The 25,342-nt window shown below is 64.9% G+C and carries 26 protein-coding genes and 2 tRNA genes; 10 read left to right on the top strand and 18 right to left on the bottom strand.

Annotated elements, in window-relative coordinates; genetic code table 11:
• Nucleotides 1-18: 18 nt before the first annotated feature.
• Nucleotides 19-963, bottom strand: coding sequence for an AraC family transcriptional regulator N-terminal domain-containing protein (locus ACK8CP_RS01705; protein ID WP_414833141.1), 945 nt, complete (start codon nucleotides 961-963; stop codon nucleotides 19-21).
• A 171-nt stretch (nucleotides 964-1,134) separates the two neighbouring features.
• Here ACK8CP_RS01705 and ACK8CP_RS01700 point away from each other — a divergent pair, with 171 nt between their 5' ends.
• Together ACK8CP_RS01700 and ACK8CP_RS01695 are read left to right on the top strand one after the other, a co-directional pair.
• Nucleotides 1,135-1,878, top strand: coding sequence for an SDR family oxidoreductase (locus ACK8CP_RS01700; protein ID WP_414833140.1), 744 nt, complete (start codon nucleotides 1,135-1,137; stop codon nucleotides 1,876-1,878).
• Between the two features lie 237 nt (nucleotides 1,879-2,115).
• Complete coding sequence (locus ACK8CP_RS01695) at nucleotides 2,116-2,277, top strand: hypothetical protein (RefSeq protein WP_414833139.1); 162 nt, start codon at nucleotides 2,116-2,118, stop codon at nucleotides 2,275-2,277.
• A gap of 628 nt (nucleotides 2,278-2,905) precedes the next feature.
• Here ACK8CP_RS01695 and ACK8CP_RS01690 read toward each other — a convergent pair.
• Nucleotides 2,906-2,982 (bottom strand) — tRNA-Arg (locus ACK8CP_RS01690).
• Between the two features lie 419 nt (nucleotides 2,983-3,401).
• Between ACK8CP_RS01690 and ACK8CP_RS01685 the strand changes: the two genes are divergently transcribed.
• From ACK8CP_RS01685 to ACK8CP_RS01655, 7 genes are all read left to right on the top strand, one after another.
• The gene (locus tag ACK8CP_RS01685; protein ID WP_234628637.1) at nucleotides 3,402-4,535 is read left to right on the top strand and encodes a TRAP transporter substrate-binding protein; all 1,134 of its coding nucleotides are present in this window, start codon (nucleotides 3,402-3,404) and stop codon (nucleotides 4,533-4,535) included.
• Between the two features lie 70 nt (nucleotides 4,536-4,605).
• Nucleotides 4,606-5,328 carry a TRAP transporter small permease subunit gene (locus ACK8CP_RS01680; protein WP_414833138.1) on the top strand — a complete coding sequence of 241 codons (723 nt, stop codon included), beginning with the start codon at nucleotides 4,606-4,608 and terminating at the stop codon, nucleotides 5,326-5,328.
• On the top strand, nucleotides 5,325-6,746 hold the full coding sequence (locus ACK8CP_RS01675) for a TRAP transporter large permease (protein ID WP_234628639.1): 1,422 nt from the start codon (nucleotides 5,325-5,327) through the stop codon (nucleotides 6,744-6,746). Before ACK8CP_RS01680 ends, ACK8CP_RS01675 begins: the two co-directional genes overlap by 4 nt.
• Nucleotides 6,747-6,764: 18 nt before the next feature.
• The gene (locus ACK8CP_RS01670) at nucleotides 6,765-8,117 is read left to right on the top strand and encodes an amidase (RefSeq protein ID WP_414833137.1); all 1,353 of its coding nucleotides are present in this window, start codon (nucleotides 6,765-6,767) and stop codon (nucleotides 8,115-8,117) included.
• Nucleotides 8,114-8,320 (top strand): hypothetical protein, encoded by a 207-nt coding sequence (locus ACK8CP_RS01665; RefSeq protein ID WP_414833136.1) that lies wholly within the window; start codon nucleotides 8,114-8,116, stop codon nucleotides 8,318-8,320. The genes ACK8CP_RS01670 and ACK8CP_RS01665 overlap by 4 nt, the downstream gene beginning before the upstream one ends.
• The gene (locus tag ACK8CP_RS01660; protein WP_414833135.1) at nucleotides 8,269-9,120 is read left to right on the top strand and encodes a thermonuclease family protein; all 852 of its coding nucleotides are present in this window, start codon (nucleotides 8,269-8,271) and stop codon (nucleotides 9,118-9,120) included. Before ACK8CP_RS01665 ends, ACK8CP_RS01660 begins: the two co-directional genes overlap by 52 nt.
• Nucleotides 9,121-9,196: 76 nt before the next feature.
• Nucleotides 9,197-10,648, top strand: a complete 1,452-nt coding sequence (locus ACK8CP_RS01655) for a M48 family metalloprotease (RefSeq protein ID WP_234628642.1) — start codon at nucleotides 9,197-9,199, stop codon at nucleotides 10,646-10,648.
• 110 nt (nucleotides 10,649-10,758) lie between these two features.
• On the opposite strand, the gene ACK8CP_RS01650 is transcribed toward ACK8CP_RS01655, so the two are convergent.
• The 15 genes from ACK8CP_RS01650 to ACK8CP_RS01580 all read right to left on the bottom strand — a co-directional run bounded on the left by ACK8CP_RS01650 (nucleotide 10,759) and on the right by ACK8CP_RS01580 (nucleotide 23,527).
• Nucleotides 10,759-11,274, bottom strand: a complete 516-nt coding sequence (locus ACK8CP_RS01650; protein WP_414833134.1) for an RNA pyrophosphohydrolase — start codon at nucleotides 11,272-11,274, stop codon at nucleotides 10,759-10,761.
• A gap of 8 nt (nucleotides 11,275-11,282) precedes the next feature.
• On the bottom strand, nucleotides 11,283-12,500 hold the full coding sequence (locus ACK8CP_RS01645) for a divergent polysaccharide deacetylase family protein (protein WP_414833133.1): 1,218 nt from the start codon (nucleotides 12,498-12,500) through the stop codon (nucleotides 11,283-11,285).
• Between the two features lie 51 nt (nucleotides 12,501-12,551).
• Nucleotides 12,552-13,880, bottom strand: coding sequence for a S41 family peptidase (locus ACK8CP_RS01640; protein WP_234628645.1), 1,329 nt, complete (start codon nucleotides 13,878-13,880; stop codon nucleotides 12,552-12,554).
• Nucleotides 13,877-15,328 (bottom strand): murein hydrolase activator EnvC family protein, encoded by a 1,452-nt coding sequence (locus ACK8CP_RS01635; protein ID WP_414833132.1) that lies wholly within the window; start codon nucleotides 15,326-15,328, stop codon nucleotides 13,877-13,879. The genes ACK8CP_RS01640 and ACK8CP_RS01635 overlap by 4 nt, the downstream gene beginning before the upstream one ends.
• Before the next feature lie 111 nt (nucleotides 15,329-15,439).
• Entirely contained in the window at nucleotides 15,440-15,919 is a 480-nt protein-coding gene (gene rlmH / locus ACK8CP_RS01630; RefSeq protein ID WP_414833131.1) for a 23S rRNA (pseudouridine(1915)-N(3))-methyltransferase RlmH, read from the bottom strand.
• A 19-nt stretch (nucleotides 15,920-15,938) separates the two neighbouring features.
• Entirely contained in the window at nucleotides 15,939-16,325 is a 387-nt protein-coding gene (gene rsfS, locus ACK8CP_RS01625) for a ribosome silencing factor (RefSeq protein WP_092810605.1), read from the bottom strand.
• Between the two features lie 226 nt (nucleotides 16,326-16,551).
• Complete coding sequence (locus tag ACK8CP_RS01620) at nucleotides 16,552-17,109, bottom strand: nicotinate-nucleotide adenylyltransferase (RefSeq protein ID WP_414834165.1); 558 nt, start codon at nucleotides 17,107-17,109, stop codon at nucleotides 16,552-16,554.
• 90 nt (nucleotides 17,110-17,199) lie between these two features.
• Entirely contained in the window at nucleotides 17,200-18,486 is a 1,287-nt protein-coding gene (locus tag ACK8CP_RS01615) for a glutamate-5-semialdehyde dehydrogenase (protein WP_414833130.1), read from the bottom strand.
• A gap of 90 nt (nucleotides 18,487-18,576) precedes the next feature.
• Nucleotides 18,577-19,185, bottom strand: a complete 609-nt coding sequence (locus tag ACK8CP_RS01610; protein WP_261214561.1) for a Fic family protein — start codon at nucleotides 19,183-19,185, stop codon at nucleotides 18,577-18,579.
• A 34-nt stretch (nucleotides 19,186-19,219) separates the two neighbouring features.
• Entirely contained in the window at nucleotides 19,220-19,432 is a 213-nt protein-coding gene (locus ACK8CP_RS01605) for a hypothetical protein (protein WP_307154612.1), read from the bottom strand.
• A gap of 96 nt (nucleotides 19,433-19,528) precedes the next feature.
• Nucleotides 19,529-20,644, bottom strand: coding sequence for a glutamate 5-kinase (gene proB / locus ACK8CP_RS01600; RefSeq protein ID WP_414833129.1), 1,116 nt, complete (start codon nucleotides 20,642-20,644; stop codon nucleotides 19,529-19,531).
• A 96-nt stretch (nucleotides 20,645-20,740) separates the two neighbouring features.
• Nucleotides 20,741-21,772 (bottom strand): GTPase ObgE, encoded by a 1,032-nt coding sequence (gene obgE / locus ACK8CP_RS01595; RefSeq protein ID WP_414833128.1) that lies wholly within the window; start codon nucleotides 21,770-21,772, stop codon nucleotides 20,741-20,743.
• Nucleotides 21,769-22,335 (bottom strand): GNAT family N-acetyltransferase, encoded by a 567-nt coding sequence (locus ACK8CP_RS01590; protein WP_414833127.1) that lies wholly within the window; start codon nucleotides 22,333-22,335, stop codon nucleotides 21,769-21,771. Before ACK8CP_RS01590 ends, obgE begins: the two co-directional genes overlap by 4 nt.
• 215 nt (nucleotides 22,336-22,550) lie before the next feature.
• A complete protein-coding gene (rpmA, locus tag ACK8CP_RS01585) occupies nucleotides 22,551-22,820 on the bottom strand; it encodes a 50S ribosomal protein L27 (RefSeq protein WP_092810591.1) in 270 nt (89 codons plus the stop codon).
• A gap of 2 nt (nucleotides 22,821-22,822) precedes the next feature.
• Entirely contained in the window at nucleotides 22,823-23,527 is a 705-nt protein-coding gene (locus tag ACK8CP_RS01580; RefSeq protein WP_414833126.1) for a 50S ribosomal protein L21, read from the bottom strand.
• A 553-nt stretch (nucleotides 23,528-24,080) separates the two neighbouring features.
• Here ACK8CP_RS01580 and ACK8CP_RS01575 point away from each other — a divergent pair.
• Nucleotides 24,081-24,170: transfer RNA gene (locus ACK8CP_RS01575), tRNA-Ser, on the top strand.
• Nucleotides 24,171-24,393: 223 nt separating this feature from the next.
• On the opposite strand, the gene ACK8CP_RS01570 is transcribed toward ACK8CP_RS01575, so the two are convergent.
• Nucleotides 24,394-25,281, bottom strand: a complete 888-nt coding sequence (locus ACK8CP_RS01570; RefSeq protein WP_414833125.1) for an SDR family NAD(P)-dependent oxidoreductase — start codon at nucleotides 25,279-25,281, stop codon at nucleotides 24,394-24,396.
• Between the last annotated feature and the right edge of the window lie 61 nt (nucleotides 25,282-25,342).

The following is a 25,342-nucleotide window of genomic DNA, read 5'->3' as shown; positions in this document are numbered from 1 at the left end:
GGCCTTGAATGTGGCGTCCTAGACGGCTCCCAGACGCGACGTATTCCCGGCCGTGCGCGCTCTCATCCCGTCGATGTCGCGCTTCGGCGGAGCCCCGAAGAGGCGGCCATATTCGCGGCTGAACTGCGACGGGCTCTCATAACCGACCGTAAAGGCGGCCCCCGCCGCATCGAGATATTCGTTCAGCATCAGCCGCCGCGCTTCGTTCAAGCGCAGCCATTTCTGATACTGGAGCGGGCTCATCGCGGTGAGCTGCCGGAAATGGTGGTGCAGGCTCGACGGGCTCATCTGCACATGCCCCGCCAGTTCGTCGATGCGCAACGGCTCGGCGTAGTGTGTCTTCAGCCAGTCGATCGCCCTGGCGATGCGGTGGCTCTGACTGCCCACTGACGCGATCTGCAACAGCCGCACTGCCTGATCGCTCATCAACAGCCGGTAATGGATCTCCCGCTCGATCAGCGGCGCGAGCACGGGCACGACATCGGGCTCGTCGAGAAGCGCGAGCAACCGGCCGAACGGTTCCAGCAGCGCCGGGGTGATCGTGCCGAGCGCCGCACTGCCCTCGCGCATGCGCTCCCGCGATGCCGGCAGCCGTACCTGCGCGATGAGCTCTGCGATGACGCGGAGATCGAGCCGAAGCGCCAGCCCGAGGCACGGCGTCTCCCGGCTCGCCTGAAGAACCTGCGAATTGGCGGGAAGATCGAGCGAGGCGAGCAGGAAACGCTCCGTATCGTAGGGATAGGCGCGCTCGCCGATCAGCAATTGCTTGGCGCCCTGCGCGACCAGAATGACGCTCGCCTCCACCAGACACGCGCAGGGCTCGGTCAGGCTCTCGCGCCGGAAAAAGGTGAGGTTCGCGATCGGGGTCGCGCAATCCTCCTGTCCAACGGTCCATCGTCCGATGATCTCGGCGAGTGTCGCGTGGATGGAGAGAGGCGCCTGGGGCTGGTCTTGCACGGACATGGGCGTTTTCCGGAACATCATGTACCGACCCTAACCCGGCGCCACGGCCAGTGTCGCGGAAAAATCCGCACTCCTGGAGGATCAGGCAAGAAAACCGCCGGATATTTCTACCGGTCGACGAGCCTGACGTGGAATGTTGCATTCCACCATCAACGAACTCAGGGTACCGACATGATCAAGGACAAGGTTGTCATCATCACCGGCGCGTCTTCGGGCATCGGCGAGGCGACTGCCAGGCTGCTCGCCGAGAAGGGCGCCAAGGTCGTCCTCGGCGCGCGCCGTGAAGCAAAGCTGAAACAGATCGTCGACGAGATTGAGACGGCTGGCGGGCAGGCCGCCTACCAGGTGCTGGACGTCACCAGGCCGGCCGAGAACGAGGCCATCGTGAAGCTCGCCAAGGAGAGCTTCGGCGGCGTCGACGCCATCCTCCTCAACGCCGGCCTGATGCCGGTGAGCCCTGTCTCCGCCGTGAAGACGGATGAGTGGAAGCAGATGGTCGACGTCAACATCAACGGCGTGTTGAACGGCGTCGCGGCCGTCATGCCGACCTTCACCGAGCAGAAATCCGGCCATATTCTCGCGGTTTCCTCGGTCGCCGGCCTCAAGGCCTATCCGGGCACGGCCGTCTATGGCGGCACCAAATGGTTCGTGCGCGATTTCATGGAAGTCCTGCGCATGGAATCGGCGTCCGAAGGCACGAACATCCGCACCGCGACGCTCTATCCGGCCGCGATCAACACCGAGCTTCTCGACACGATCACCCATAAGGGTGCGGCCGAAGGCATGCAGAGCACCTACGAGTCCTACGGCATTTCGCCGGACCGCATCGCCGACGTCGTGGCCTATGCGCTCGGCCTGCCGGACGACGTCACCGTCAACGAGTTCACCGTCGGGCCGGCCAACCAGCCCTGGTAACAACCACCCGGCTGGGACGGGGCGGTGTTGCACCGCCCCGCGAATTCCCGATCGATCGGACGCGTGGCGGAGGGAGACCTCCGCCACTTTTTCATGCGCGTGAGGACCGAGAACCGGCCGGCTTCCGTCGGAGAATGAAGCGCCTTAGGGAAGGCCGGATGCGGAGCGAGCGCACCACCTCTCTGGCCGCCGCCATCGTCTTTGCGACGGGCGTCCTGTGGAGATTTTATTCTCTTGATGGCGGAGGGTCTCGTCGGCGCGGCCTCGGCCGCTGTGCTCGCCGGCGAGGCTCTGCAGCGGCTCGAAATCATCGGCGGCGCCCTCGTCCTCGTCGCCGGCATTTTGGAGATCCGGCCGGTGCGCGGATTACGCCAGGAAACCGAAAGCCAAAGACGGTGAGCGGTGCCCGCGCCGGAACTAGGCCATCACCCGTTTTTCCGGGCCGAATATCCAGGAGATGGTCTCACCCGACATGAAAATTGAGATCGCGCATCCCCTCATGCCTACGGAACAGAGCCTGGCCGGCGGCTACCGACGCATAAATCGGGAGCCCCGACGGTAAGGGGTGGAACCGGGCCGTAGTTGTCGTTGCGCATATGGCGGATAATCTAGATCACCTCAGCTTTTTGCGTTTAACCACGCTTTCGCTTCGTCCAAGCTCGAAGGCTCGAAATCGGATTCTCTGTGCCGTCTCTTATCGTCCAAAAGTTCATACGGTATGTAGCGAGTAACTAGGGAACCGTCCGGCATCTCTTGCTCGACTATATCGACTTCTCGTATTTGAGGATGATTAGCGCCTGGATAGATAGTTTTGATAATCCTCATACTTCACCTATTCTGCTATATTGAAGCGACGGGTGGATAGCTAACTGCGAAAGATGCGGCTTTGGGTCGCGCACACCATGCGACATGGATTATTCAGGCGTAATATCACGTCGACACTAGAATCGATCGATTCCACGCTGTTGCGAGGAACTGTTCCAAACTATGGGAGAGGTTGTTCCAAGCTATACATCGCGTCAGAAAATGGTGACCCCGACAGGATTCGAACCTGTGACCCTCGGATTAGGAATCCGATGCTCTATCCTGCTGAGCTACGGGGCCTGATCGATCGCACCCGAGCCCCGGCACGCGGCCGACGGGCACAGGCGCCAAGCTCCTGCTATCTACCGTCTCGAGGAAGAGCGAACAAGCCCCGCTTCCTTCGTCTTCTGTCGCGCCCCCTCTGTCGCCCCGGCAAGTTCTGCAGGCGCCTCTCATCGGTCGACATCGCCCCACAGCACTCGGGCGCCGCCGCACCTGACACCCCAAGTCAATCAGTTTACGATTTAAAGAAACCGTCAGTTATCTTAGAAATCAGATCCGCAAAATTTGCCCTTCAAAGTCTCTCTTCACCGCCCTGTGACGCCGTCTTTCTACATCCATTCAAGACTTCTACTTGAACTCAGACGTTTTCCAGGCTCAGATATGCCGGCAAGCAAAAGACCGGCGACAAAAGCCGGAAACGACATCCGGGAGGAAACATGTCTGAGAACAAAACGCCCGTATCGCGCCGATCTTTCTTGAAAGCCGGAACCCTCGCCGCGGGGAGCGCGGCAGGCGCGCTTGCCGCTCCGGCCATCGTCTCCGCCCAGGGCACGCAGACCTTGAAGATGCAGTCGTCCTGGCCCGCCTCGGACGTTTTTCAGGACATGGCGAAGCAATATGCCGACCGCGTCGAGGCAATGTCCGGAGGTCGGCTCAAGATCGATCTTCTGCCGGCGGGTGCCGTGGTCCAGGCCTTCCAGGTCCAGGACGCGGTCGCCGACGGCGTCATCGACGCCACCCACACCGTGACCGCCTATTGGTACGGCAAGAACAAGGCCGCCTCGCTCTTCGGCACCGGCCCGGTCTTCGGCGCCGACGCGTCGCAGATTCTGGCCTGGATCCATTTCGGCGGCGGCAAGGATCTTTACCGCGAGCTCGTCCAGGACGTTCTCGGCCTCAACATCGTCGGCTTCTTCGCCTTGCCAATGCCGACCCAGCCGCTCGGCTGGTTCAAGGAGGAAATCACCTCCGCCGATCAGATGAAGGGCCTCAAATACCGCACCGTGGGCCTCGCCACGGACATCATGCAGGGCATGGGCCTGTCGGTGACGCAGCTTCCAGGCGGCGAAATCGTGCCGGCGCTCGAGCGCGGCGTCATCGAAGCCTTCGAGTTCAACAACCCGACCTCCGACCGCCGCTTCGGCGCCCAGGACGTGTCGAAGAATTATATGCTCGGCTCCTATCACCAGGCGGCGGAGTTCTTCGAAATCGCCTTCAACAAGGATCTCTTCGATTCTCTCGATCCCGATCTCCAGGCGATTCTGGAATACGGGGCGGAGGCGGCGAACACCGCCAATTACGGCCTCGCCATGGATCAGTATTCGAAGGATCTGCAGGGCCTCATCAACGAAGACGGCGTCACCGTTTCGCGCACGCCGGACTCCATCATGGCGGCCCAGCTTGAATCCTGGGACACCGTCCTCGAAGGCCTGATGCAGGACGAGTTTTTCGCCAAGGTGGTCGACAGCCAGAAAGAATGGTCGGAGCGCGTCGCCTTCTACAGCCTGATGAACCAGGCGAATTACAAGCTCGCCTACGAGCATTACTTCCCCGGCAAGCTCGGCTTCTGAGACCTCTCGGCGGGGGTTTTGGGCCCCCGCCCCTTCCCCGTTTCCCAGCCCGATCCCGAGCGGTTTTCCGATGGAAGCCTATATCCGTTTCGCCGACAGGGTCTCCGCGTGGTTCGGCAAGGCCTTTGCCTGGTCGATCCTCGTCATGACGTTCGGCGTCGGCTACGAAGTCTTCGTGCGCTATGTGCTCGGCGCCCCGACGAGCTGGGCCTTCGACATTTCCTACATGATGTACGGCGCGCTCTTCATGATGGGCGGCGCCTACACCCTGTCGCGCGACGGCCATGTGCGCGGCGACGTCGTCTACAGGCTCTGGCGGCCGCGCACCCAGGCGATCGTCGAGCTCGTTCTCTATTTCCTGTTCTTCTTCCCGGGCATTCTCGCCCTCATCTTCGCCGGCTGGAAATACGCCTCGCGCTCGCTCCGCTACATGGAGGTGAGCGTCATGAGCCCGGCCAACGTGCCGATCTTCCAGTTCAAGCTCATCATCGTCGCCGCCGGCATCCTGCTCTTCCAGCAGGGCATCGCCCAGGTCTTCCGCTGCATTCTGTGCATCCGCCGGGGCGCCTGGCCGCAGCACGAAAGCGATGTGGAAGAGCTCGAAGAGCAGCTCATCAAGGAGCATGAGCGCGACATCCTCCACCATGGCGGCGAGGCGATCGACATCGTTCTGCCGGCCGGCCAGACCCGCAAGACCTTCCACCGCGACGACCCTGGCCGCCGCGATCCGCACGACGATGGCGGGCCGCCAGATCGGTCGCGACACAGCCCCGGCACGAAGGGCGAAAGATGACCGACCCGCAAATCGCCGTGGCGATGCTCGGCATCTTCATCTTCACCATCATGCTGGGCTTTCCGATCGCCTTCACCTTGATGGCGCTCGGTGTGGGCTTCGGCTACTACGCCTATTTCGACGCCGACCGGCAATGGCGCCTCTACGAGCGCGCCCTCACCGACGGTGCGGATCTGTGGACGCGCATCGAAACCTGGCTCGGCGGCTTCTTCAACAACCGCATCTTCGATCTCTTCGTCAATCAGACCTATTCGGTCATGTCGAACGACGTTCTGACCGCCGTGCCGCTCTTCCTCTTCATGGGCTACGTGGTGGAGCGCGCCAACATCGTCGACCGTCTCTTCTCCACGCTTCAGATCGCGGCCAAACGCATCCCGGGCTCGATGGCGGTCGCCGCCCTCATCACCTGCGCCCTCTTTGCGACTGCCACCGGCATCGTCGGTGCCGTCGTCACGCTGATGGGGCTGCTGGCCTTCCCGGCCATGCTCAACGCCCGTTACAACACGAGCTTCGCCTCGGGCGTCATCTGCGCCGGCGGCACGCTCGGCATCCTCATCCCGCCCTCGATCATGCTGATCGTCTATGCGGCGACTTCGGGCGTCTCGATCGTCCGGCTCTATGCCGGCGCGCTCCTGCCGGGGCTGCTGCTCGCCGGCCTCTACGTCCTCTATGTCGTCGGCCGGGCCTGGCTCAATCCCAAGATCGCGCCACGCCCGCCCGAGACCGAGGAAACGCAGATCTCGGGTCTCGCTCTTCTCTGGCTGCTCGTCACCTCGTTCTTTCCGCTGGCGATCCTCATCCTCTCCGTGCTCGGCGCCATTCTCTTCGGCCTTGCGACACCGTCGGAGGCTGCAGCGGTCGGCGCCCTCGGCGGCCTCATTCTCGCTCTCGCCTACCGCGCCCTCACCTGGCAGCGGCTGCAGGAATCCGTCTATCTGACGGTCAGAACCTCGGCGATGGTGTGCTGGCTCTTCGTCGGCTCGTGGACGTTTTCCTCCGTCTTTTCCTATCTCGGCGGCGAACAGGTCATCTCCGATTTCGTCACCGGCCTCGACATCTCGCCGATCGTCTTCCTGATCCTCGCCCAGATCATCATCTTCCTGCTCGGCTGGCCGCTCGAATGGTCGGAGATCATCATCATCTTCGTGCCGATCTTCCTGCCGCTCCTGCCGCATTTCGGCATCGATCCCCTGTTCTTCGGCATTCTCGTCGCGCTCAACCTGCAGACATCCTTCCTCACCCCGCCGATGGCGATGTCGGCCTATTACCTCAAGGGCATCGCCCCGCCGCAGGTGCAGCTCGTCGAGATCTTCAAGGGTTGCATGCCCTTTCTCGGCATGGTCATCCTCGCCATGGCGCTCATCTACGTCTTCCCGGGGGTGGTCTACTGGCTGCCGAATCTCGTTTACGGACGGTGAGCGAATGGGGAGAACGAGATGACGGCCGAACGAACCTTGGATGCCTGCGAGTTGCGCGACCACCTCGCCCGCGGCGAGATCAGCGCACTTGCCGTGGCGGAGGCCTGTCTCGCCCGCGTCGCGGAGAAGGAAGGCGAGATCGAAGCCTTCGCCTTTCTCCATGCCGACCATGTCCTCGCCCAGGCGCAGCGTCTCGACGATTGGCGCAAGGCCGGCAAGCCGATCGGCCGCCTGCACGGCCTGCCGGTGGCCTTGAAAGACATCATCGACACCGCCGATATGCCGACGGAAAACGGCACCGTGCTCGATGCCGGCCGTCGCCCGCGCCAGGACGCTTTTGTCGCCGCGAAACTGCGGGCGGAAGGCGCCATCCTCTTCGGCAAGACGACGACGACCGAGCTCGCCTATTTCGCCCCGACCAAGACCCGCAATCCGCATGACACGACGCGCACGCCGGGCGGCTCGTCGGCCGGCTCCGCCGCGTCCGTCGCCGCCGGCATGGTGCCGCTCTCGGTCGGCACCCAGACCAACGGCTCGATGCTGCGGCCGGCATCCTATTGCGGCGTCGTCGGCTTCAAGCCGGGCCACGGCGTCATCCCGCGCACCGGCCTCATCGTACAGTCCGAGCCGCTCGACACGATCGGCGTCTTCGGCCGCTCGGTGGAAGATGCGGCCCTCCTCGCCGAGGTGCTGCAGGGCTACGACGCCGGCGACCGCGACACGCATCCGATCGCCCGCGACCGGCTTCTCGAGGTGGCGCGGAGCGCGCCTCCGGTCAAACCGCAATTCGCCTTCATCAAGACGCCCGTCTGGGACCAGGCCGATGCCGACATGCAGGGCGCCATGCAGGAGCTCGCAGGCCTCCTCGGCGATCAATGCGACGAGGTCGAGCTTCCCGCCGCCTTCGCCAACGCCCATCCCGCCCATCGCCGCCTGATGATGGCGGGCTTTGCACGCAATCTCCGCCCCTGGGCCGAGCGCGGCTGGGATCAGCTCAGCCGGCACATGCAGGACGCCATCGAAGAAGGCCGCGAGATCAAGGCCGTCGACTATCTGGCCGCCCTCGACTGGCGCAACATCCTCAATGCCGGGCTCGACCGCGTCTTTGCCCGCTACGACGCCATTCTGACGCCGGCCGCGCCCGGCGAGGCGCCCGATGATCTGTCCACGACCGGCGATCCCGTCTTCAACACCATCTGGTCTCTCTGCGGCGTACCGGCACTCAGCCTGCCGCTGGCGAACGGGGCGAACGGCATGCCGCTCGGCATCCAGATCGTCGGCGCCCGCGGCCAGGAAGGGCGCCTCCTGCGCACCGCGCGCTGGCTGATGGATCACGTCGCCGCATCGCCGGAGCCGGAGGACCGCCCATGAGCGATTGGAGCAACCGCATCCTGGCCTTCGTGGCACTTGCGGGTTTCGCTCTCTTCCTCTTCATCATCGCCTGGTGGGTGCGCGAGCCGGACCTCATCATCGTCCTCGCCGTTGTGGTGGCGATGGCGGCCTATGATTTCTGGGGGCATCCATGGCGGCAGCGGCGGGCAGAAGCGCGCGCGCAAGGCGAGAGCGACACCTGAAGCTTCGGGCGCGCCGCGCCCAATTTTGCGGCGCCCTCCTCTGCCTGTCGCTCATCATCTCGCCCCTGCCGGCGCGGGCGGACACCTGCGAGCTCTCGGGCGGCGAACGTCTTTTGGCCGCGCACGCCGAAGAGCCGCGCACCATCGTCACGCGAGCCAAGAGTTTCGCGCTCGCCGGCATCGCTCCGCCCTCTCTTCTCGATGAGCGCCTGCCGGACGAACCGTTGCTCGCCGCAATCAACGATTTTCTGGTCGCTCAAACCGCCCGGGCGGTCCCGCTCTCCCAAAAGCCCGACCGCTGGAGCCGCATCCCCGCCTGGATCATGACCGACAGCGTCCTCCTGCAGGAGGAGATTCTCCGGCAAGGCCTTGCCGTCGCAGTTCCTTTTGCGGGCGACGCTCTCGGCGAGACCTGCGCCGCACGCCTCTTTGCGGCGGAAGAAGAGGCGCGAAAAGCCGGCCGTGGCATCTGGAAAATGCCGGGCCTTGTCCACAAGGCCAAGGACGCAGCGGCGCTTTCGTCACAATATGGCCGTTACGGCATAGTGGAAGGGACCATCATTTCTGTTGGGAACCGGCCCTATCGCACCTATCTGAATTTCGGACGCGACTGGTCGCACGATTTCACGGCGGAGATTGACGGCCGGGACGTCCCGGTCTTCGGCGGGGAACAGCAACTTCTGGGCCTTGTCGGAAAGACCGTCCGTCTGCGTGGCTTCCTTGAGGAGAAAGGTGGCCCGATGCTTCTTCTGCGAAGGTCCTCGCAGCTTGAAATGATGGACGCGCTGCAACACCCCTGAGGTTTCGCAACAGAGGTCCCCAAGGCTGATGTTCAAGAGCTTGATTTGCGACCGAAAGACGCGCATGGGCGTTGGTATGCGCAGGTCGTTGCTCTCTCTGTTCGTCGTCGCCTTGCTCGGCGGTTGCCAATTGGGACCGTCTCCGAGCCAGCTCGGCCGTGTCGAGCCGGTCGCAGCTCTGCCTCAGCCGGGTCCGACGGTGTCGCCGGCCGAAAGCGCCATCGGCGCGCGTGAGCATCAGCGCGTCCTCGCCCAGTATGGCGGCGTCTACAGCGATCCCGACGTGCAGCGCGAGACCGAGCAGATCGTCAAACGCCTCGTCGAAGCCTCCGACGAGCCCGGCCGCAGCTATCGCGTCACCATTCTGAACTCGCCCGTCGCCAATGCCTTCGCGCTGCCCGGCGGCTATGTCTACGTCACCCGCGGCCTGCTCGCGCTTGCCGACGACCGCGCAGAGGTCGCCGCCGTCCTGTCGCACGAAATGGCGCATGTGATCCTGAAGCACGCCATTGCGCGCGCCCAGAAGGCCCAGACGAGCGAGCTCGTGGAACGCGTCGCAACCGACGTCCTCTCCGATTCCAAGGCCGGGCAGTCCGCGCGTCTCAATTCGCGCATGACGCTTGCGAGCTTCTCCCGCGATCAGGAGGCCGAGGCCGACAGAGCCGGCGTGCAGATCGCCGGCCGCGCCGGTTACGACCCCTTCGCGGCCTCCCGCTTCCTCGACAAATTGCAGCGCTATGCGGCCTTCCGCTCGGCGAGCGGCGAGAAGGACGATGCGCAGAACTTCCTGTCGTCGCATCCGGCGGCGCTTGAGCGGCGCGCGCTCGTCGTCAAGGCGGCCCGCCAGTTCGGTGCGCCGGGCGTCGGCGAACAGGGCCGCATTCCCTATCTCAAGGCGATCGACGGCCTCGTCTACGGCGACGATCCCTCGGAAGGCTTCGTGCGCGGCCGCGAATTCCTGCATCCGCGCCTCGCGATCGGCTTCAAGGTGCCCCCGCAATACCGCCTGGAAAACACCCGCGAGGCGGTTCTCGCCGCCGCAGGCCGCGATACGGCGATGCGCTTCGACGGCGTGAAGGCCACTGAAAACCAGAGCCCTGAATCCTATCTCGCCTCCGGCTGGATCAACGGTCTGGAAGAAGGATCGATCGAGCCGCGCACCGTCAACGGCCTTCCCGCCGCCGTCGCCACGGCCGTCGCGGGCGACTGGCAGTTCCGCATCGGCGCGATCCGGCTCGGCAGGTCCATCTATCGCTTCATCTTTGCCCAGCGCGGCGGTTCCGGCGACATCGACGCGGCCTTGTCGCAGACGCTCGCAAGCTTCCACCGGCTCGACCCGGCGGAGGTCGCGCGCCTGCGCCCGCTCAGGATCGACCTCGTCATCACCAATCCGGGCGACACGGTGCAGAGCCTCGCCACCCGCATGAAGGGCGTTGAAAGAAGCGAAGAGCTGTTCCGCATCCTGAACGGCCTCTCCGATGACGAGCCCCTCGGCGCTGGCCGCATGGTCAAGGTCATCTCGGACTGAGGCACCGGATTGCGGCACGGGCGCCGCTCCCGGTCTCCCGGCAGCTTCGTCCCTTGCTTCACGCCAGCAATCGTTCGGGGAACGCCGTCCAGCCCGGACGGCTGCGGGGATCAGGCCGCGGCGAAAGCAGCAAAGGCTGAGGCGACCCGCTCATAGACGTCGCGCTTGAACGGCACGATCAATTCCGGCGTCCGCTGCAGACGCTCCCAGCGCCATTTCAGGAATTCGGCCTTGTGGCCGTCGCGCGGACCGACGTCGATCTCGCTTTCGTCCCCCTCGAAGCGGAAGGCGAACCATTTCTGCGTCTGACCGCGATAGCGCCCCTTCCAGGCGGAGCGACAGAGTTCTTCCGGCAGATCGTAGTGCCACCAGACCGGAGATTCGGCGAGAAGCGACACGGAGCGCATCGCCGTCTCCTCGTAGAGCTCGCGCTTGGCCGCCTCCAGCGGCGTCTCTCCAGGGTCCATGCCCCCTTGCGGCATCTGCCAGGCATAGCCGGACGAAACGCTCTCCTCGCCGCCGGTCCTGCGTCCGACGAAAACGAGCCCGTCGGCATTGAAGACGGCCAGGCCCACGCACGGACGATAACCCTCGAGCGGCTCCGCAAAGCCGGTTTCATGCAACATTTTTTCGTTCATTCCTCTTGCTGCGCCAGAGCGCTCACCGGCACGAACGCGATCCCGCGCGCCTCCGCCTCGGGGATCCATTCCGCCAGCGCGGACACCGTCGACGGGAAGGCCGAGGCAACGCCGACGGCCCGCCCTTTCTGCCGCGCGATCGCCTCCAGATCGTCGAGCGCCTTTGCAATCAGGGCCGGCTGCCTTTGCTCGTCGATGATCCGGTCGGCCACCACGACGGGCGTGCCGAGCGACGGGCCGAGCCGCGCCGCAACGCTCAGATCCGAACTGCCGTCGTCGACATAAAGAAGGCCGCGCTCGCCGAGATTGGCGAGAAGCGGCCGCATCGCATCCGCCTCGGCCGTGAACCGGCCGCCGAGATAGTTCATGATGCCGGTATAGCCACCGGCCCGGCTCAAAATCCACGCCAGACTGTCGGCATTCGCCCCGCTTTTCGCACTGACGAGGAGCGTATGCTCGCCCGGATCGGTGCTCGGATAGCCGAAAGGCTCCATCGGCGCCTGCAGCAGGATTTCATGGCCGTCGGCGCGCGCATCGCCGGCCCAGCGATTGAGGCTCGATCCGGTCGCGGCGAAGGCGAAGGTGACGTCGCTCGGCAGGGCCCGGATGGCGCGCTGCGTGCCCGTCTGGCTGATGCCGAGCCCGCCGACGACGATGGCGATATGCGGCTGGTCGGGCGCCAGATAGGCCGGGCGCGCATAGGCTTCGCGCGGCAGCGTGCCATCGTCGCCGATGCGCGGCAGCGGCCCGTAGGCGGAGCTTTCCTGCAATTCCGGAAGCGGCGCGCCGGCGAAGAAGGCGGTGCTCGACGGCGCCTGCTGCAAGGCCGCCTGCATGCGCTCGAAATCCGTTTGCGGCTCGGAAGAAGGCGCTGCCTCCGGTTCCGCGGAGGCGGGAAAGAGCGAGCCCATATCGGACGGGGCGTTCACGCCCGCCTCCATCTCCCAGCCGGGCGCCGCAAGCGCCTGACGGCGCGCATTCGCGACGGAAGTCTTGTCGATGCTGCCCGTCGTCTCGGGTCCTGCGCCCTTCACTTCGGCGACCGCGACGGCGCGTCCCCCATCGGGATCATCGACGAGCGCCGTCCACATCAAGGCGGTGACGAACACCACCCCGGCGAGAACGAGCGGAACATAGAAAAGCCAGCGCAGCCGTCCTTTTCGGACCGGCCGCGCCGGGCGTTTCAAAGGTGCATTGAGCTCATCGGCCGCCATCGATTCCCGTCGGCTGGCTCATGCAGCGGGGCGAAATGCCCCGCTGATTCGTCAGTTAGGTATACCCTGTGACGGGTCTGCCGGAAACCGGTTGTTGACCTGGATGCCGCGCAGAAGATCGAGCGCATATTGCAGCTGCTTGTCGTCCTTGGCGTCCGCCGGGACATAGGCCGACGCCGCGGAGACCTTCTCCTCCTCGCCGTCCTCGCTCGACAGATGGCCGCGCAGATTGGCCTCGCCCGTCGCTTCCTCGCTGCCCTTCAGCTCTTCCGGCAGCTCCTGCACGACCTCGATGTCCGGCTCGATGCCCTTCGCCTGGATCGAGCGGCCCGAAGGCGTGTAGTAGCGCGCCGTCGTCAGCCGGATAGCACCGTTGCGGCCAAGCGGAATGATCGTCTGCACCGAGCCTTTGCCGAAGGAGCGCGTGCCGACGATCGTCGCGCGGCGGTGGTCCTGCAGCGCACCGGCCACGATCTCCGAAGCCGAAGCGGAAGCGCCGTTGACGAGAACGATGACCGGCTTGCCGTCGGCCTTGTCGCCGGCCCGCGCCGTCGCGCGCTGCACGTCGTCTTCCTTGCGGCCGCGCGTGGAGACGATCTCGCCCTTGTCGAGGAAATCGTCGGAGACGGCGATCGCCTGGTCGAGAAGCCCGCCCGGATTGTTGCGCAGATCGAGGATATAGCCCTTGAGCTTGTCCTTGCCGATTTCCTTCTTCAGCTCGCTGAAGGCGTCGTTGAGGCCGTCGGCGGTCTGCTCGTTGAACTGCGTGATACGGATATAGCCGACATCGTCCTCGGCGCGGTCGCGGACCGACCGCACCTGGATGATGTCGCGGATGATCTTGATTTCGAGCGGCTTGTCGACGCCCTCGCGGCGGACCGTGAGCGTGATCGGGGAATTCACCGGACCGCGCATCTGATCGACGGCCTCACGCAGCGACAGACCGGCGATCGGCTCGCCGTCGAGATGCGTGATCACGTCGCCGGCGCGCACGCCCGCTTTGTCGGCCGGCGTATCTTCGATCGGCGTCACGACCTTGATGAGGTCGTTCTCCTGCGTCACCTCGATGCCGAGCCCGCCGAATTCGCCGCGCGTCTGCACCTGCATGTCGCGGAAGCTCTTCGGATCGAGATAGCTCGAATGCGGATCGAGCGAGGTCAGCATGCCGTCGATCGCCGATTCGATCAGATCCTTCTCCGAAGGCTCTTCGACATAATCGCTGCGCACCCGTTCGAAGACGTCACCGAAAAGGTTGAGTTGGCGGTAGGTTTCAGAGGAAGCGGCCGTCGCCGAACCGGTCTGCCCGACTTGCACGACAGCGCCCATGGCCACCGCGCCAACGACCGCTCCTGCGGCCAGCAGGCCCATCTTACGCATCATCCTCGAACCTCTTTTTGCTCGCGCCGGTCCCACCACGGATCCGGGTCGATCGACCGTCCATCCTTGCGAAACTCGACATATAGAACGGGCTGGGCGGAAGTGTGGTCAATATCACTTAGGCTTGCAAGCCGCTCCGCGCCCATAACCGCGACCGGCTCCCCAGCCAGCACGAACTGGCCAAGTGCCACATCTATGTGCTCAAGCCCAGCCAGAACAACATGATATCCGCTCCCGACGTTCAGGATCAAGACCTGCCCGTAGCTGCGAAAGGGGCCCGCATAGACGACCCAGCCATCGGCGGGTGAGACAACACGCGCATCCGGGCGTGTGGCGATCGAAATCCCGCCGGCATGCGCCCCGAATTCGTCCCTTTCGCCGAAATGCGTCAGGATCGGTCCCGCCGCCGGCAGCGGCAAAATCCCGCGCGCCTTGTCGAACTCCACGGCCGGCGCCATGCGCGCCGTATCCTGGAGATCGCGCGCCGCCTCTTCGGGCGTCTTGTTGCGGGCGGCTTCCTCCGCCCGTCGCGCCTCTTCGGCGGCCCGGGCCGCGGCCTCCACCTCTTTCTCCAGCGAGCCGATCAGGTCTTCGAGCCCGCTCGCATCTTCGGCGAGCGCGGCCGCTTTCTTCTGTTCGTCGGTGAGTGCCGCCTCGGTTCTTTGGCGCTGCTCTTTCTTCGATTCGATCAACAGATTGATGCGCGTCTGCTCCTCGCCGAGCGTGGCGTACTGCTTCTTCAGATCCTCGTGCTCTTCTTCGATGCGCGCCTTGAGCTGTGTGAGCTCGGCGAGATCGGCGGCGAGCGCCTCCGCCTCCACGCGAATATCCGGCAGAACGGCACCGGCGAGGATCGATCCGCGGATCGCCTTCAAGGCATCCTCCGGCCGCGACAGGATCGGCGGCGGCGGCGTGCCGCCCATGCGCTGCAAGGCCGCAAGCACTTCGCCCAGAACTTCGCGCCGCGCTTCCAGCGACTGCCGCACCCCGTCCTCGTTGGCCTGCAGCCGGTCGAGCCGGATCTCGGTTTCCTGGATGCTGTTTTCCGCCCGGCGCAGCCGTTGCGCCGTCGCAATCAGCTCGCTGCTGAGCTTCGCCCGATCGGCTTCCACCGTCTCGATCTCGCGGCGGAGCGCTTCCTGGCGTTTTTTGGAGACTTCGATCGAGCGCCGCACCGCTTCGAGCTCGGCCGCCCGCGCCCGGCGTCTGGCTTCCGCGGACAGGGACATGCCCCCCTCCGTCACACCTTCGTCCGCGACCGCCGCCTCGTCCGGCAGCTCCGTCTCGGTGGCGAAACTCGGCCCGAACGCGAGCGGCAGCCCGGCGCAGACGAGCACCGCCGCCCGAATGCCGTTCCTCAGGATCCGCGCCCGATATGTCGGAGAGTGATTCGTCACCGTCTCACGATGCCAGTCGATCAAGGCCTTGCGCCACGCCTTTTGGAGAGACACCCACGCACGCCCGTCCGGTCAAGTGCGTTCTCGCAGGCGTCTTTCACACGCCCCGGCCACTCATGCCCGGTGGCCCCTCACGCCCGGTGGCCTCTCATGCCCGGTGACCTCTCATGCCCGGTGATAAGGATGCCCGCTCAAGATGGTGACGGCCCGGTAGACCTGCTCGGCGAGCATGGCACGGGCGAGCTTGTGCGGCCATGTCGTCCGCCCGAAGGCGATGGCCGCGATCGCCTCCTGGCGCAGGCCCGGATCGAGCCCGTCCGGCCCGCCGATCACGAGACAAAGGCCGGAAACGCCCTTCTCCGCCTCGCCGCCGATGAGCCCGGCAAAATCTTCCGATGAGAGATTGCGGCCCGTCTCGTCGAGCGCGACGATCGGGTATCCGGCCGCAAGCTTTTTGAGGCCCGCGGCCTCCTCCGCCTTGCGGTCGTCTGCCCTCGAGGCGGAGGATTCGGCAATTTCGCGCACGCTGATCCCGCTGATGCCGACCGACCGGCCGGCTTTGCCGACCCGCTCGAGATAGCGGGCCGCAAGCTCGGCTTCCGGTCCGGCCTTCATCCGGCCGACCGCGAGAACAAGGATCTGCAACGCGTGTAACCCGGCCTACTCAGCCCTGGACGCGGCGCTCCGCATAGGGCTCCGCCGACCACATCTTTTCCAGATTGTAGAACTCGCGCACTTCCGGACGGAAGACATGGACGATCACGTCCCCGGTATCGATCAGCACCCAGTCGCAATGGGGCAGCCCTTCGACGCGGGGAATGTTATGGCCGAGGCCCTTGAGCTCGCTGATCACCCTTTCGGCGATGGCGCCGACATGGCGATGCGAGCGCCCCGAGGCGACCACCATGTGATCCCCCAGCGCGGATTTCCCGGCGATGTCGATGGTCACAACATCCTCGGCCTTCGCATCATCCAGGCTCGAGAGGACGGTTTTCAGCTCATCCGCCGCTATAAGGTTGGCGCCGGCATGAGACGCGTGAGGCGCAAACATCGGAATGCTCGCCTCGCTCTGGCTAGTAGTCAGGAGTAAGATCCTCTTTCCTTCCTGCCGTGAATAGGCGGGGCCAAAGTAAGCCACATGCCTACGGTGACGTTGTGTCACCCCTTAAAGATAGAAACGACACCATGACGGTTTCAAGTCCAATCTCTCCGGAAGAGGCCTGTCATGGACGATGTGACGCGAAAAATCGCGCTTTCTGGCATAGCCTTAGTGCAAGTCAGCCGCTCGCGGCCCGCAGCGCCGTCGACGAAACCGGTGTGCGCGGACCAGGCAGGACGACGAAGGCGGGCGCTCTCAGGTCGGCGAGGCAGGCCGCCGATTCGTTGCCCTGGCGATAAGGCGCAAGCGCCCGCGCCGCCGGCGCGGCCAGCGGCGCACTCAAAGACCCCGGTCGCGGCACGATGGCGATCGGCACGCTCGCAGCGATCTCCTGCCAGCTTTCCCACAGGTGAAAGTTCTGGAGATTGTCGCCGCCCATGATCCAGACGAAACGCGTCGCCGGCTCGCGCACCGCAAGTCGCGTCACGAGGTCGGCCGTGAAGCGGATGCGCCAGCGGTTTTCGATCGCCGTCACCTTGAAGCGCGGATGGCTCGCAATCCGCGCCGTCGCTTCCAGGCGCTCCCGCAGCGGCTTTAAGCCATGCGGCGCCTTCAACGGATTGCCCGGCGTCACCAGCCACCACACCTGATCGAGCTGCAAAAGCCGCAGCGCGCGGAGCGCCACCTGCCGGTGCCCGATATGCGGCGGATTGAACGAGCCGCCGTAAAGCCCGATCCGCTGCCCCCGCCCATGCGGCGGGAGGCCCTCGTAAATCCGGCTGTCGCGGGCGATATGGATCGAACGGGAGATCGTTGCGCCTCGCGCCTAGGGCCGTGTCTGGCCGCTGCCATAAACGCAGTATTTGAAGCTCGTCAGCTGCTCCACGCCGACGGGCCCGCGCGCATGCATCCGCCCCGTCGCGATGCCGATCTCCGCCCCCATGCCGAATTCGCCGCCATCGGCGAATTGGGTGGAGGCGTTGTGCAGCACGATGGCGGAATCGACGAGCGCCATGAAACGGCGGGCAGCCGCCTCATCCTGCGTGATGATCGTCTCCGTATGCCCGGACCCGTAGCGGGCGATGTGCTCGCTCGCCGCTTCGACGCCGTCCACCACCTTCACGGCGATGATCTTGTCGAGATATTCCTTCGGCCAGTCCTCCTCGCTCGCCGCATGGGCCTGCGGGAAGAGCGCCCGCACGCTCTCGTCGCCGCGGATCTCGCAGCCGCCCATGGAGAGCGCCGACAGGATCGGCTCGAGATGCGTCTTGGCAACGGCCTGGTCGACGAGCAGCGTCTCCGCCGCCCCGCAAATGCCCGTGCGCCGGAGCTTGGAATTGACGGTCACGTCCACCGCCATCTGCAGGTCTGCCGCTTCATGCACATAGACGTGGCAGACGCCTTCCAGATGCGCGAAGACCGGCACGCGCGCCTCCTTCTGCACCCGCTCCACCAGGCTGCGCCCGCCGCGCGGCACGATGACGTCGAGATTGCCGGCAAGGCCTGCAAGCATTTCGCCGACGGCCGCACGGTCGCGCAGCGGCACGAGCTGGATCGCATCCTCCGGCAGCCCGGCGACGCGCAGCCCCTCGCTGAGGCAGGCATGGATCGCCGAAGAACTCTCGAGCGAATCCGAGCCCCCGCGCAAGATGACGGCATTGCCCGCCTTGAGGCAGAGTGCGCCCGCATCGGCGGTCACGTTCGGGCGGCTTTCATAGATCACGCCGATGACGCCGAGCGGCGTGCGCACGCGCGAAATCTTGAGCCCGTTCGGCCGCTCCCAGGAGGCGATCACGTCGCCGATCGGATCGGGCAGCGCCGCCACCTCTTCAAGGCTTTTCGCGATCGCCTCGATGCGCGCCGCATCGAGCTTCAGCCGGTCCAGCATCGCCGGCGCGAGCCCGTCCGCCTCGCCGCGCTGCATGTCGCGCGCATTCGCCTCGAGAATCTCATCGGCCCGTCCGCGTACGGCATCCGCCATCGCACGAAGCGCCGTATTCTTCTCCTCCGTCGTCGCAAGCCCCAGCGGTCGCGAAGCCGCACGGGCACGAATGCCCATCTCAGCCATCAAGGCAGCGGCGTCGTTGTTCTGTCGCAGGGCTGCGAAAACCATCTTCGTCTCCACGTTTTCGGAGGGGAACAAGTGCTGTTAGCGCGGCAGGCGCAAGAGGAGCAAGGCGCAACAGGGGCAAGGTGCAGAGCCTTATCGCTGATAGGGCAGGCCCTCGTCCTCCAGCTGCGCCTGCACCAGCGCAGCCAGATAATCTTCCATCTCGGTGAAATCGAGATGGCCGTTTTCCCAAGCTTGATCGGCTGCGGCTAAAGCGTCTTCATACCCGCGTCGGTCCTCGCGGATGCGTTCTGGGAGGATCTTCCGGCCTGGCAGCAAAGCCCCCGCGCGGACGCAAAGAAGATAGTAGCTGGCCGCGCGCGCGGTTCTGCCGTTGCCCTCGACGAAGGGGTGTATCCAGTTCAAACGCCATAACCCGTATGCGGCGAGTTCGGTCGGGCTCCAAATGTACCAGTTTTCATGCACGTTGGAGATGAAACGGTCCATCCAATCGCCGACATCTTTGAAATGCGGGGGCTTGTGGTCGCCAACGTAGATGGGCTCCTCCCGATAGCGCCCGCCGAATGCCGAGATGTTGGCAACCGCGATATGGTTGAGCACCCACAACATGTACTTGTCGAAGGCACGTCCCTGCTGCAGCCCGATCTCCACGCAGTTTGTCATGTAGTCGTACTGACGCAGAAGATTTTGCTCCTGCATCCGCACGTACAGATCGCCGTTCTCTTCTTCCAGGACCAGCATATCATCGACCTCGACTGGAAGCCGAACCACTTCGTCAGGCGGGGTTTCGGATCCGAATATGTCCGGCCGCCTCCTTGGCGGATTCCTTGGTTATTCGAGATCCTCGTGGCGCATTCCCGTAGGCGAAACTGGCCCTCTGCTCGAGAATTTGTTCATCCGTCATCACGACATTCTTCGCTTGCTCCAAGCGCGCGCGCAATTCGGGTCGATCGGGCGCACGCTTCAGGGCTGCCTTTCGTTCGGCCATTCGTCCCTCCAACAAGTCCTACAGAACCATATCCCAACAACCCTTGCCCGCAAGTGACACACGTCGGCCCCCGTATCCCCTTCGCTCGTCGGCCGCTCACGTCTCTCGGAGCACGAGATCGTCGTGATGGACGATCGCCGAGCGCCGCACATAGCCGAGAATCTCTGAAATTTCCTTGGATTGGTGCCCGATGATCTGTGCCGCCTCGTCGGCATCGTAACCGACGATGCCGCGGCCGATCTCGATCCCCTCAGGATCGACGAGAAGCACCGTATCGCCACGGGCGAAATGACCGGAAAAGCCGCTGACGCCCGGCGGCAGCAGCGACCGCCCCGCCCTGAGAGCCTTCACCGCGCCCGCATCCAGGCTGAGCGAGCCCTTTGGCTCCAGATGCCCGGCAATCCAGGCTTTTCGCGCCGTGGCGGGCGTCGTCTGCGGCCGGAACCAGGTGACGGGCGCCCCGCTGTCGATGCGCGTCAGCGGATTGAGGTGATGGCCGGAGCCGATCACCATGGCGGCGCCGGCCGCGACCGCGATCTTCGCCGCCTCGACCTTGGTGCGCATACCGCCGCGCGACAATTCCGAGCCGGCGTCGCCTGCCATCGCCTCGATCTCGGGCGTGATCGCCGTCACCTCGGGAATGAGACGGGCATTGGCGTCCTGCGCCGGAGGGGCCGAGTAAAGCCCGTCGACATCCGACAAGAGCACCAGAAGATCGGCTCCGACCATGGCCGCGACACGCGCCGCCAGCCGGTCGTTGTCGCCGTAGCGGATTTCGGTCGTCGCGACCGTGTCGTTCTCGTTGACGACCGGCACGACGCCCATGCCGAGAAGCGTCGTCAAAGTGGCGCGCGCATTGAGATAGCGCCGCCGCTCTTCGGTGTCGCCCAACGTCAGGAGCACCTGCGCGGCATGGATCTCGCGCGTCTGCAGCTCCTCCGCCCAGGCCTTTGCAAGCGCGATCTGGCCGACGGCCGCCGCGGCTTGCGCCTCTTCCAGCTTGAAACGCCGGCCGTTGAGGGAAAGCCGCCCCCGCCCGAGCGCGATCGCCCCGGACGAGACGACGAGGCATTCCGCCCCCTCCTGGCGCAAAGCGGCGAGATCGGCGACCAGCGAACCGAGCCAGTCGCGGCGCACACCGCCGCCGCGCTCCACCAGAAGGGCGGAGCCCACTTTGACGACGATGCGCCTGTAACCCGATAGTTTTCTCATTGCCCCCTCGCCCGGCTCCCGGCACCGCAGCTGGACCCGCCGACGCTTGCCCACGCTCCCGCGCCGGGCAAAACCCGTGTCATCAAAGAACGCGCCTCATGAGAGCGGCGTCCATTCGCCGTCCTCTTCCGCCTCCTTCTTGCCGCCGCGCGGCAGCGCCGCAAGGCAGGCGTCGAGAACCTCCGAGACGCCTTCGCCCGTCCCGGCAGACACCAGGAACGGCTCTTTACCCGACGCGTCGACAATCTCCGAAATCGCCACCTCCCGCGCATCGTCGTCGAGAAGGTCGACGCGCGACAGCGCGACAATGACCGGCTTTTCGGCAAGACCGTGGCCGTAGGCGTTGAGTTCTTCGCGCACCGTGCGATAAGCGGCCGCGGGATCGCCCGAGGCATCGACGAGATGCAGAAGCGCCCGGCAGCGTTCGATATGGCCTAAGAACCGGTCGCCGATCCCCGCCCCGTCATGCGCGCCTTCGATCAGGCCCGGAATGTCTGCGAGCACGAATTCGCCGCCCTTGTGGCGCACGACGCCGAGATTGGGGTGCAGCGTCGTGAAGGGATAATCGGCGATCTTCGGCTTTGCCGCCGAAACGCGGGCGAGAAACGTCGATTTGCCGGCGTTCGGCAGACCGACGAGCCCGATATCGGCAATCAGCTTCAGGCGCAGCCACACCCACATCTCCTGGCCTTCCTGGCCGGGATTGGCGCGCCGCGGCGCCTGGTTGATAGAGCTCTTGAAATGGATGTTGCCGAAGCCGCCATTGCCGCCATGGAGAAGCTTCACCCGCTCGCCGACATGGTCGAGGTCGGCGAGAATCGTCTCGTTGTCTTCGGCAAAGACCTGCGTGCCGACCGGCACTTTCAAGACCACGTCCTTGCCGCCGGCGCCGGTGCGGTTGCGCCCCATGCCGTGGCCGCCGCGCTCCGCCTTGAAATGCTGCTGGTAGCGATAGTCGATGAGCGTGTTGAGCCCGTCGACCGCCTCCAGCCAGACATCGCCACCGCGTCCGCCGTCGCCGCCGTCCGGCCCGCCGAATTCGATGAACTTTTCGCGCCGGAACGAGACGGATCCCGAACCGCCGTCGCCGGAGCGCAGATAGACCTTCGCCTGGTCGAGAAACTTCATGGCGTTCTGCCTCCAACGGCCGCAAATTCGGACCGGGTCACCTGCATGTCGTCGACATCGACGTCACTGTCGCGGGCCCGGCAATAGAGCGAATAGCCGCCCGCCTTCGTAAAGCCGAGCTTTTCCAGAACCCGGCGCGAGGCGGGATTGTCGACGAAGACACCCGCCCCCACACGCTCGGCCGGCGCATCGCCGCCGAAACCGGGTCGATCGAAGATCGCCGCCACCGTCGCGGCGAGTGCTTCCGTCGCATAGCCGCGCCCCCAGAACGGGCGGCCGACGAAATAGCCGAGCCGCGGCATCTTGCGCGGCGGCGTGCCCGATCCGGCGCGCTTCACCGTCACCTCGCCGACGATCTGTTTGCCGCAGAGCATCGTGAGATGATGAAAACCCTCGTCCAGTTCCACCTGATCCGAGCGCTGCACGAACGGCCAGGCCGGCATCGCCAGCATGCGCACCACCTCCCAATCGTTCTTGAGGTGATCGAGTGTGGCGAGATGACGGGTGCGTTTCGGCGTCAGAACGAGCCGGTCGGTGGTCAAATCGCTGAGCGGTGAATGCATCGTCTCGTCAACCTTGCGGGCCAAAAACCTTGCGGCCTCTTCTGAGATTTCGGCAAAGGCCGGCGGGCGCCCCCTGCCCGGCAGCGCCAGGCACGGACGATCCGCGACAACAGGACCCCGAATCGAAAACGGGCCCGAATCGAAAAGGGGAAGCGGTCGCCCGCTTCCCCTTCATCACTTGCGCTGGATCGGCGGGAGGCCGCGTCGCAACGCAGCTATTCGGCAGCCTCCACCGGCGGCAGCACCGAAATATAGGTGCGCCCCTTGAGGCCCTTGTGGAATTCCACGCGTCCGTCGGTCAGCGCGAAGATCGTGTGGTCCTTGCCAAGCCCGACATTCTGGCCCGGATGCCACTGCGTGCCGCGCTGGCGAACGATGATGTTGCCGGAGACGACCGCTTCGCCGCCGAACTTCTTGACGCCGAGGCGCCGGCCAGCGGTATCGCGGCCGTTTCTCGAAGAGCCGCCTGCTTTTTTGTGCGCCATGGTTACTTCTCCTTCGATTCGTCAGCGAGGGTCTTGGCCTGCGCGACCCAATCCTCGTTTTCGGCCTTGCCCTTGAGCTTCAGAGCCTCGTCCAGCTTCTGAAGGTCGTCCTTCGAAAAGCCGGCGATCTGGTCGTAGCGCGTGACGCCGGCCGCATTCAGCTTCTTTTCCATGGCCGGGCCGACGCCGCTCAGCTTCTTCAGGTCGTCCGGCTCGCCCGCCGGCGCCTCGAAGACGGCTCCGTCCGTCTCGGCGTCCTTGGCAGGCTTCTTGGCTTCCGCCTTTTCGGCCGCTTTCGCCTCGGCCTTCGTCTCCGCCGGGGCGTCCGCCTTCGTCTCGGCCGGCTTCGCCTCGTCCTTCGGCGCCGCCTTCTTCGCCTTCGAAGGCTTCTTGCCGTCGGTCAGGATGTCGGTCACGCGGATGAGCGTGTAATCCTGGCGATGGCCGTTCTTGCGGCGCGAATTCTGCCGCCGGCGCTTCTTGAAGATGATGACCTTGCGGCCGCGCGTATGCTCCACGATTTCCGCGGTGACGGCGGCGCCGCCGACAAACGGCGAACCGATCTTCGGATCGCCCTCGCCGCCGACCATGAGCACCTCTTCGAAGGTGACCGTGTCGCCGGCTTCGCCTGCGAGCTTTTCGACTTCCAGAAGCGTATCGGCGGCAACGCGATATTGCTTGCCGCCGGTTTTGATGACTGCGAACATTTCGTCCTCAATTCCCGTCCTGGCGGTGGCCCGCCGGATCGGCTTTTTGTTCAGTCTGAACCGGTTGATATGGGGCCGCTTGCGGCCAAAGCAAAACGGCGCCGGGCAGAGCCCACGCCGATTTCAGCCGCATAAAGATCAGCGAGCCCCGAAAGTCAAGGCCGCCGGCACCTGAAGACAGCCCTCGCTGCGCCGTTGCGTATCCCCTCCGAGCGGCCCCGCGAGGCTCCTCCTTCGGAGCCCCCGCGAAACATCCTCGCTCGACGCTCCCTGTGATCCCACCTTTCGGCAAGCCTTCCGACCTCCCCCCACTGCAGGACGCGCCGGACGCTCCCCATTGAGCGCCTAAGCGTCTCTTCGCGAGCGCCGCTCTGGGCGCCCAATCAAACACCGCTTAGGAACGCCCCCGAAGCCGCCCAATCGGCCCGAAACGCTGTCACGAAAACGGCCGATCTTGCGACAGGCTTGCACTTTTCCAGGAAATCTTTCCGACACCCTTGTCAGACGCATCATGCATGCGTAGATACGCGGCGCCTCGAATTTCAGCGCCCGCGGAGGGGTGCCGGAGCGGTCGAACGGGGCGGTCTCGAAAACCGTTGTGCGCGTGAGCGTACCCAGGGTTCGAATCCCTGCCCCTCCGCCATTTCCCGCTGATTGCCGCCGAAAACAGCCTATGTGCCGCCGATCGTCGCCGATGACCGGCCAACCCCTGTGTCTCACCTTCGGCGTGTGCTGTAGGGCGCAGCCGTTTCAGCGCAGTTCGTCTGGTGCGAGATGCCCGAAGTTCTGCCGCAGACCCTCCGATAGCCTGCCGTTCCTCCGCCGAGACAGGCGGAAAGAAGTGACAGCAAATGGGAATGCGGCGGTCAGCCAGAATCGCGCGCGCTCCCTTGGTTCTGCGGTCTCGGGTTCTGCGGTCTTGCAATCTCGTTCAGCGAAGAGCCGAGCGCCTTTTCTATCAGTCCAATGCTCAGGGTCCGAAGCCGCCGGCGGGCGTCGGTGTCATAAGCCTGCGGGTTGGCTCGCGCGTCCTGCTGTCCGTCGAAGTAGAGGCCGGACGTTCCCGCCAGATCCGGCCGCATCAGGAGGGCCAGGATCGCATCGGCACCGGTCTCGACCGAATTCACGGGCCTGATTCCCGTCGCGCGCACCATGCCTGTGTCCATGAATGTGGCCGGATGCAGGGCGTTGGCGGTGACCCTGGCCGGATCGAGTTCCCGTGCCAGATCGAAGGCATGCATGATGTTGGCGAGCTTACTCTGAGCGCAGGCTCTGCGTCCGTCATAGTTGCGCTCCAGCATGACGTTGTCGAAGTCGATCGGCATCTGTCCCGCAGCGGCAACGTTGATGATCCGGGACGGTCGCTCGACGCCAAGGATCGGTTTCAGCAGATGTGTCAGCAGGAATGGCGCGAGGTAGTTGACGGCGAAGTTCAGTTCGATTCCGTCGCGGCTTTCCCTGCGGGGACCGTGAAAGTCGGCGATGCCTGCATTATTGACCAGCGCATCCAGATGCGCATGCGTCCGCGTGACGGCGTCGGCGAGCGCAACCACATCGGAAAGCGACGCGTAATCGGCACGATGGAAACTGGCGCTGCCGCCGCCCTTCGCGATCGATGCGGCCACGGCCTGCCCGCGATCGACGTCGCGACCGTGCAGGACAATATGGACGCCCGACGTCGTCAGCCGCTCGGCAACCCGGCGGCCCAGGCCATCGGTCGATCCAGTAATGAAGATGATCCGTTGTTTGGGCATGACCGATTCCTTCACGTCAGGCCTTCGCGTCTCGGCAATGCGTTGGACGCATGATGCTCTG

The sequence above is a fragment of the Afifella sp. YEN Y35 genome (assembly GCF_047553465.1).
GTDB lineage: Bacteria > Pseudomonadota > Alphaproteobacteria > Rhizobiales > Afifellaceae > Afifella > Afifella aestuarii.
Note: the sequence above shows the minus strand (reverse complement) of the source record. Positions and strands in the feature narration are given on the sequence as shown.

Excerpts from the sequence above, each read along its gene's own strand:
- ACK8CP_RS01675 (WP_234628639.1), top strand. The coding sequence starts at position 5,325 with ATGACCGACCCGCAAATCGCCGTGGCGATGCTCGGCATCTTCATCTTC.
- ACK8CP_RS01700 (WP_414833140.1), top strand. The coding sequence starts at position 1,135 with ATGATCAAGGACAAGGTTGTCATCATCACCGGCGCGTCTTCGGGCATC.
- obgE (WP_414833128.1), bottom strand. The coding sequence starts at position 21,772 with ATGAAGTTTCTCGACCAGGCGAAGGTCTATCTGCGCTCCGGCGACGGC.
- ACK8CP_RS01605 (WP_307154612.1), bottom strand. The coding sequence starts at position 19,432 with ATGGCCGAACGAAAGGCAGCCCTGAAGCGTGCGCCCGATCGACCCGAA.
- ACK8CP_RS01665 (WP_414833136.1), top strand. The coding sequence starts at position 8,114 with ATGAGCGATTGGAGCAACCGCATCCTGGCCTTCGTGGCACTTGCGGGT.
- proB (WP_414833129.1), bottom strand. The coding sequence starts at position 20,644 with ATGAGAAAACTATCGGGTTACAGGCGCATCGTCGTCAAAGTGGGCTCC.
- ACK8CP_RS01680 (WP_414833138.1), top strand. The coding sequence starts at position 4,606 with ATGGAAGCCTATATCCGTTTCGCCGACAGGGTCTCCGCGTGGTTCGGC.
- ACK8CP_RS01650 (WP_414833134.1), bottom strand. The coding sequence starts at position 11,274 with ATGTTGCATGAAACCGGCTTTGCGGAGCCGCTCGAGGGTTATCGTCCG.
- ACK8CP_RS01660 (WP_414833135.1), top strand. The coding sequence starts at position 8,269 with ATGGCGGCAGCGGCGGGCAGAAGCGCGCGCGCAAGGCGAGAGCGACAC.
- ACK8CP_RS01615 (WP_414833130.1), bottom strand. The coding sequence starts at position 18,486 with ATGGTTTTCGCAGCCCTGCGACAGAACAACGACGCCGCTGCCTTGATG.
- ACK8CP_RS01610 (WP_261214561.1), bottom strand. The coding sequence starts at position 19,185 with ATGCTGGTCCTGGAAGAAGAGAACGGCGATCTGTACGTGCGGATGCAG.
- ACK8CP_RS01590 (WP_414833127.1), bottom strand. The coding sequence starts at position 22,335 with ATGCATTCACCGCTCAGCGATTTGACCACCGACCGGCTCGTTCTGACG.
- ACK8CP_RS01695 (WP_414833139.1), top strand. The coding sequence starts at position 2,116 with ATGGCGGAGGGTCTCGTCGGCGCGGCCTCGGCCGCTGTGCTCGCCGGC.
- ACK8CP_RS01670 (WP_414833137.1), top strand. The coding sequence starts at position 6,765 with ATGACGGCCGAACGAACCTTGGATGCCTGCGAGTTGCGCGACCACCTC.
- ACK8CP_RS01685 (WP_234628637.1), top strand. The coding sequence starts at position 3,402 with ATGTCTGAGAACAAAACGCCCGTATCGCGCCGATCTTTCTTGAAAGCC.
- ACK8CP_RS01580 (WP_414833126.1), bottom strand. The coding sequence starts at position 23,527 with ATGTTCGCAGTCATCAAAACCGGCGGCAAGCAATATCGCGTTGCCGCC.
- ACK8CP_RS01570 (WP_414833125.1), bottom strand. The coding sequence starts at position 25,281 with ATGCCCAAACAACGGATCATCTTCATTACTGGATCGACCGATGGCCTG.
- rpmA (WP_092810591.1), bottom strand. The coding sequence starts at position 22,820 with ATGGCGCACAAAAAAGCAGGCGGCTCTTCGAGAAACGGCCGCGATACC.
- ACK8CP_RS01655 (WP_234628642.1), top strand. The coding sequence starts at position 9,197 with ATGCGCAGGTCGTTGCTCTCTCTGTTCGTCGTCGCCTTGCTCGGCGGT.
- ACK8CP_RS01645 (WP_414833133.1), bottom strand. The coding sequence starts at position 12,500 with ATGGCGGCCGATGAGCTCAATGCACCTTTGAAACGCCCGGCGCGGCCG.
- ACK8CP_RS01705 (WP_414833141.1), bottom strand. The coding sequence starts at position 963 with ATGTCCGTGCAAGACCAGCCCCAGGCGCCTCTCTCCATCCACGCGACA.
- rsfS (WP_092810605.1), bottom strand. The coding sequence starts at position 16,325 with ATGTTTGCGCCTCACGCGTCTCATGCCGGCGCCAACCTTATAGCGGCG.
- ACK8CP_RS01640 (WP_234628645.1), bottom strand. The coding sequence starts at position 13,880 with ATGATGCGTAAGATGGGCCTGCTGGCCGCAGGAGCGGTCGTTGGCGCG.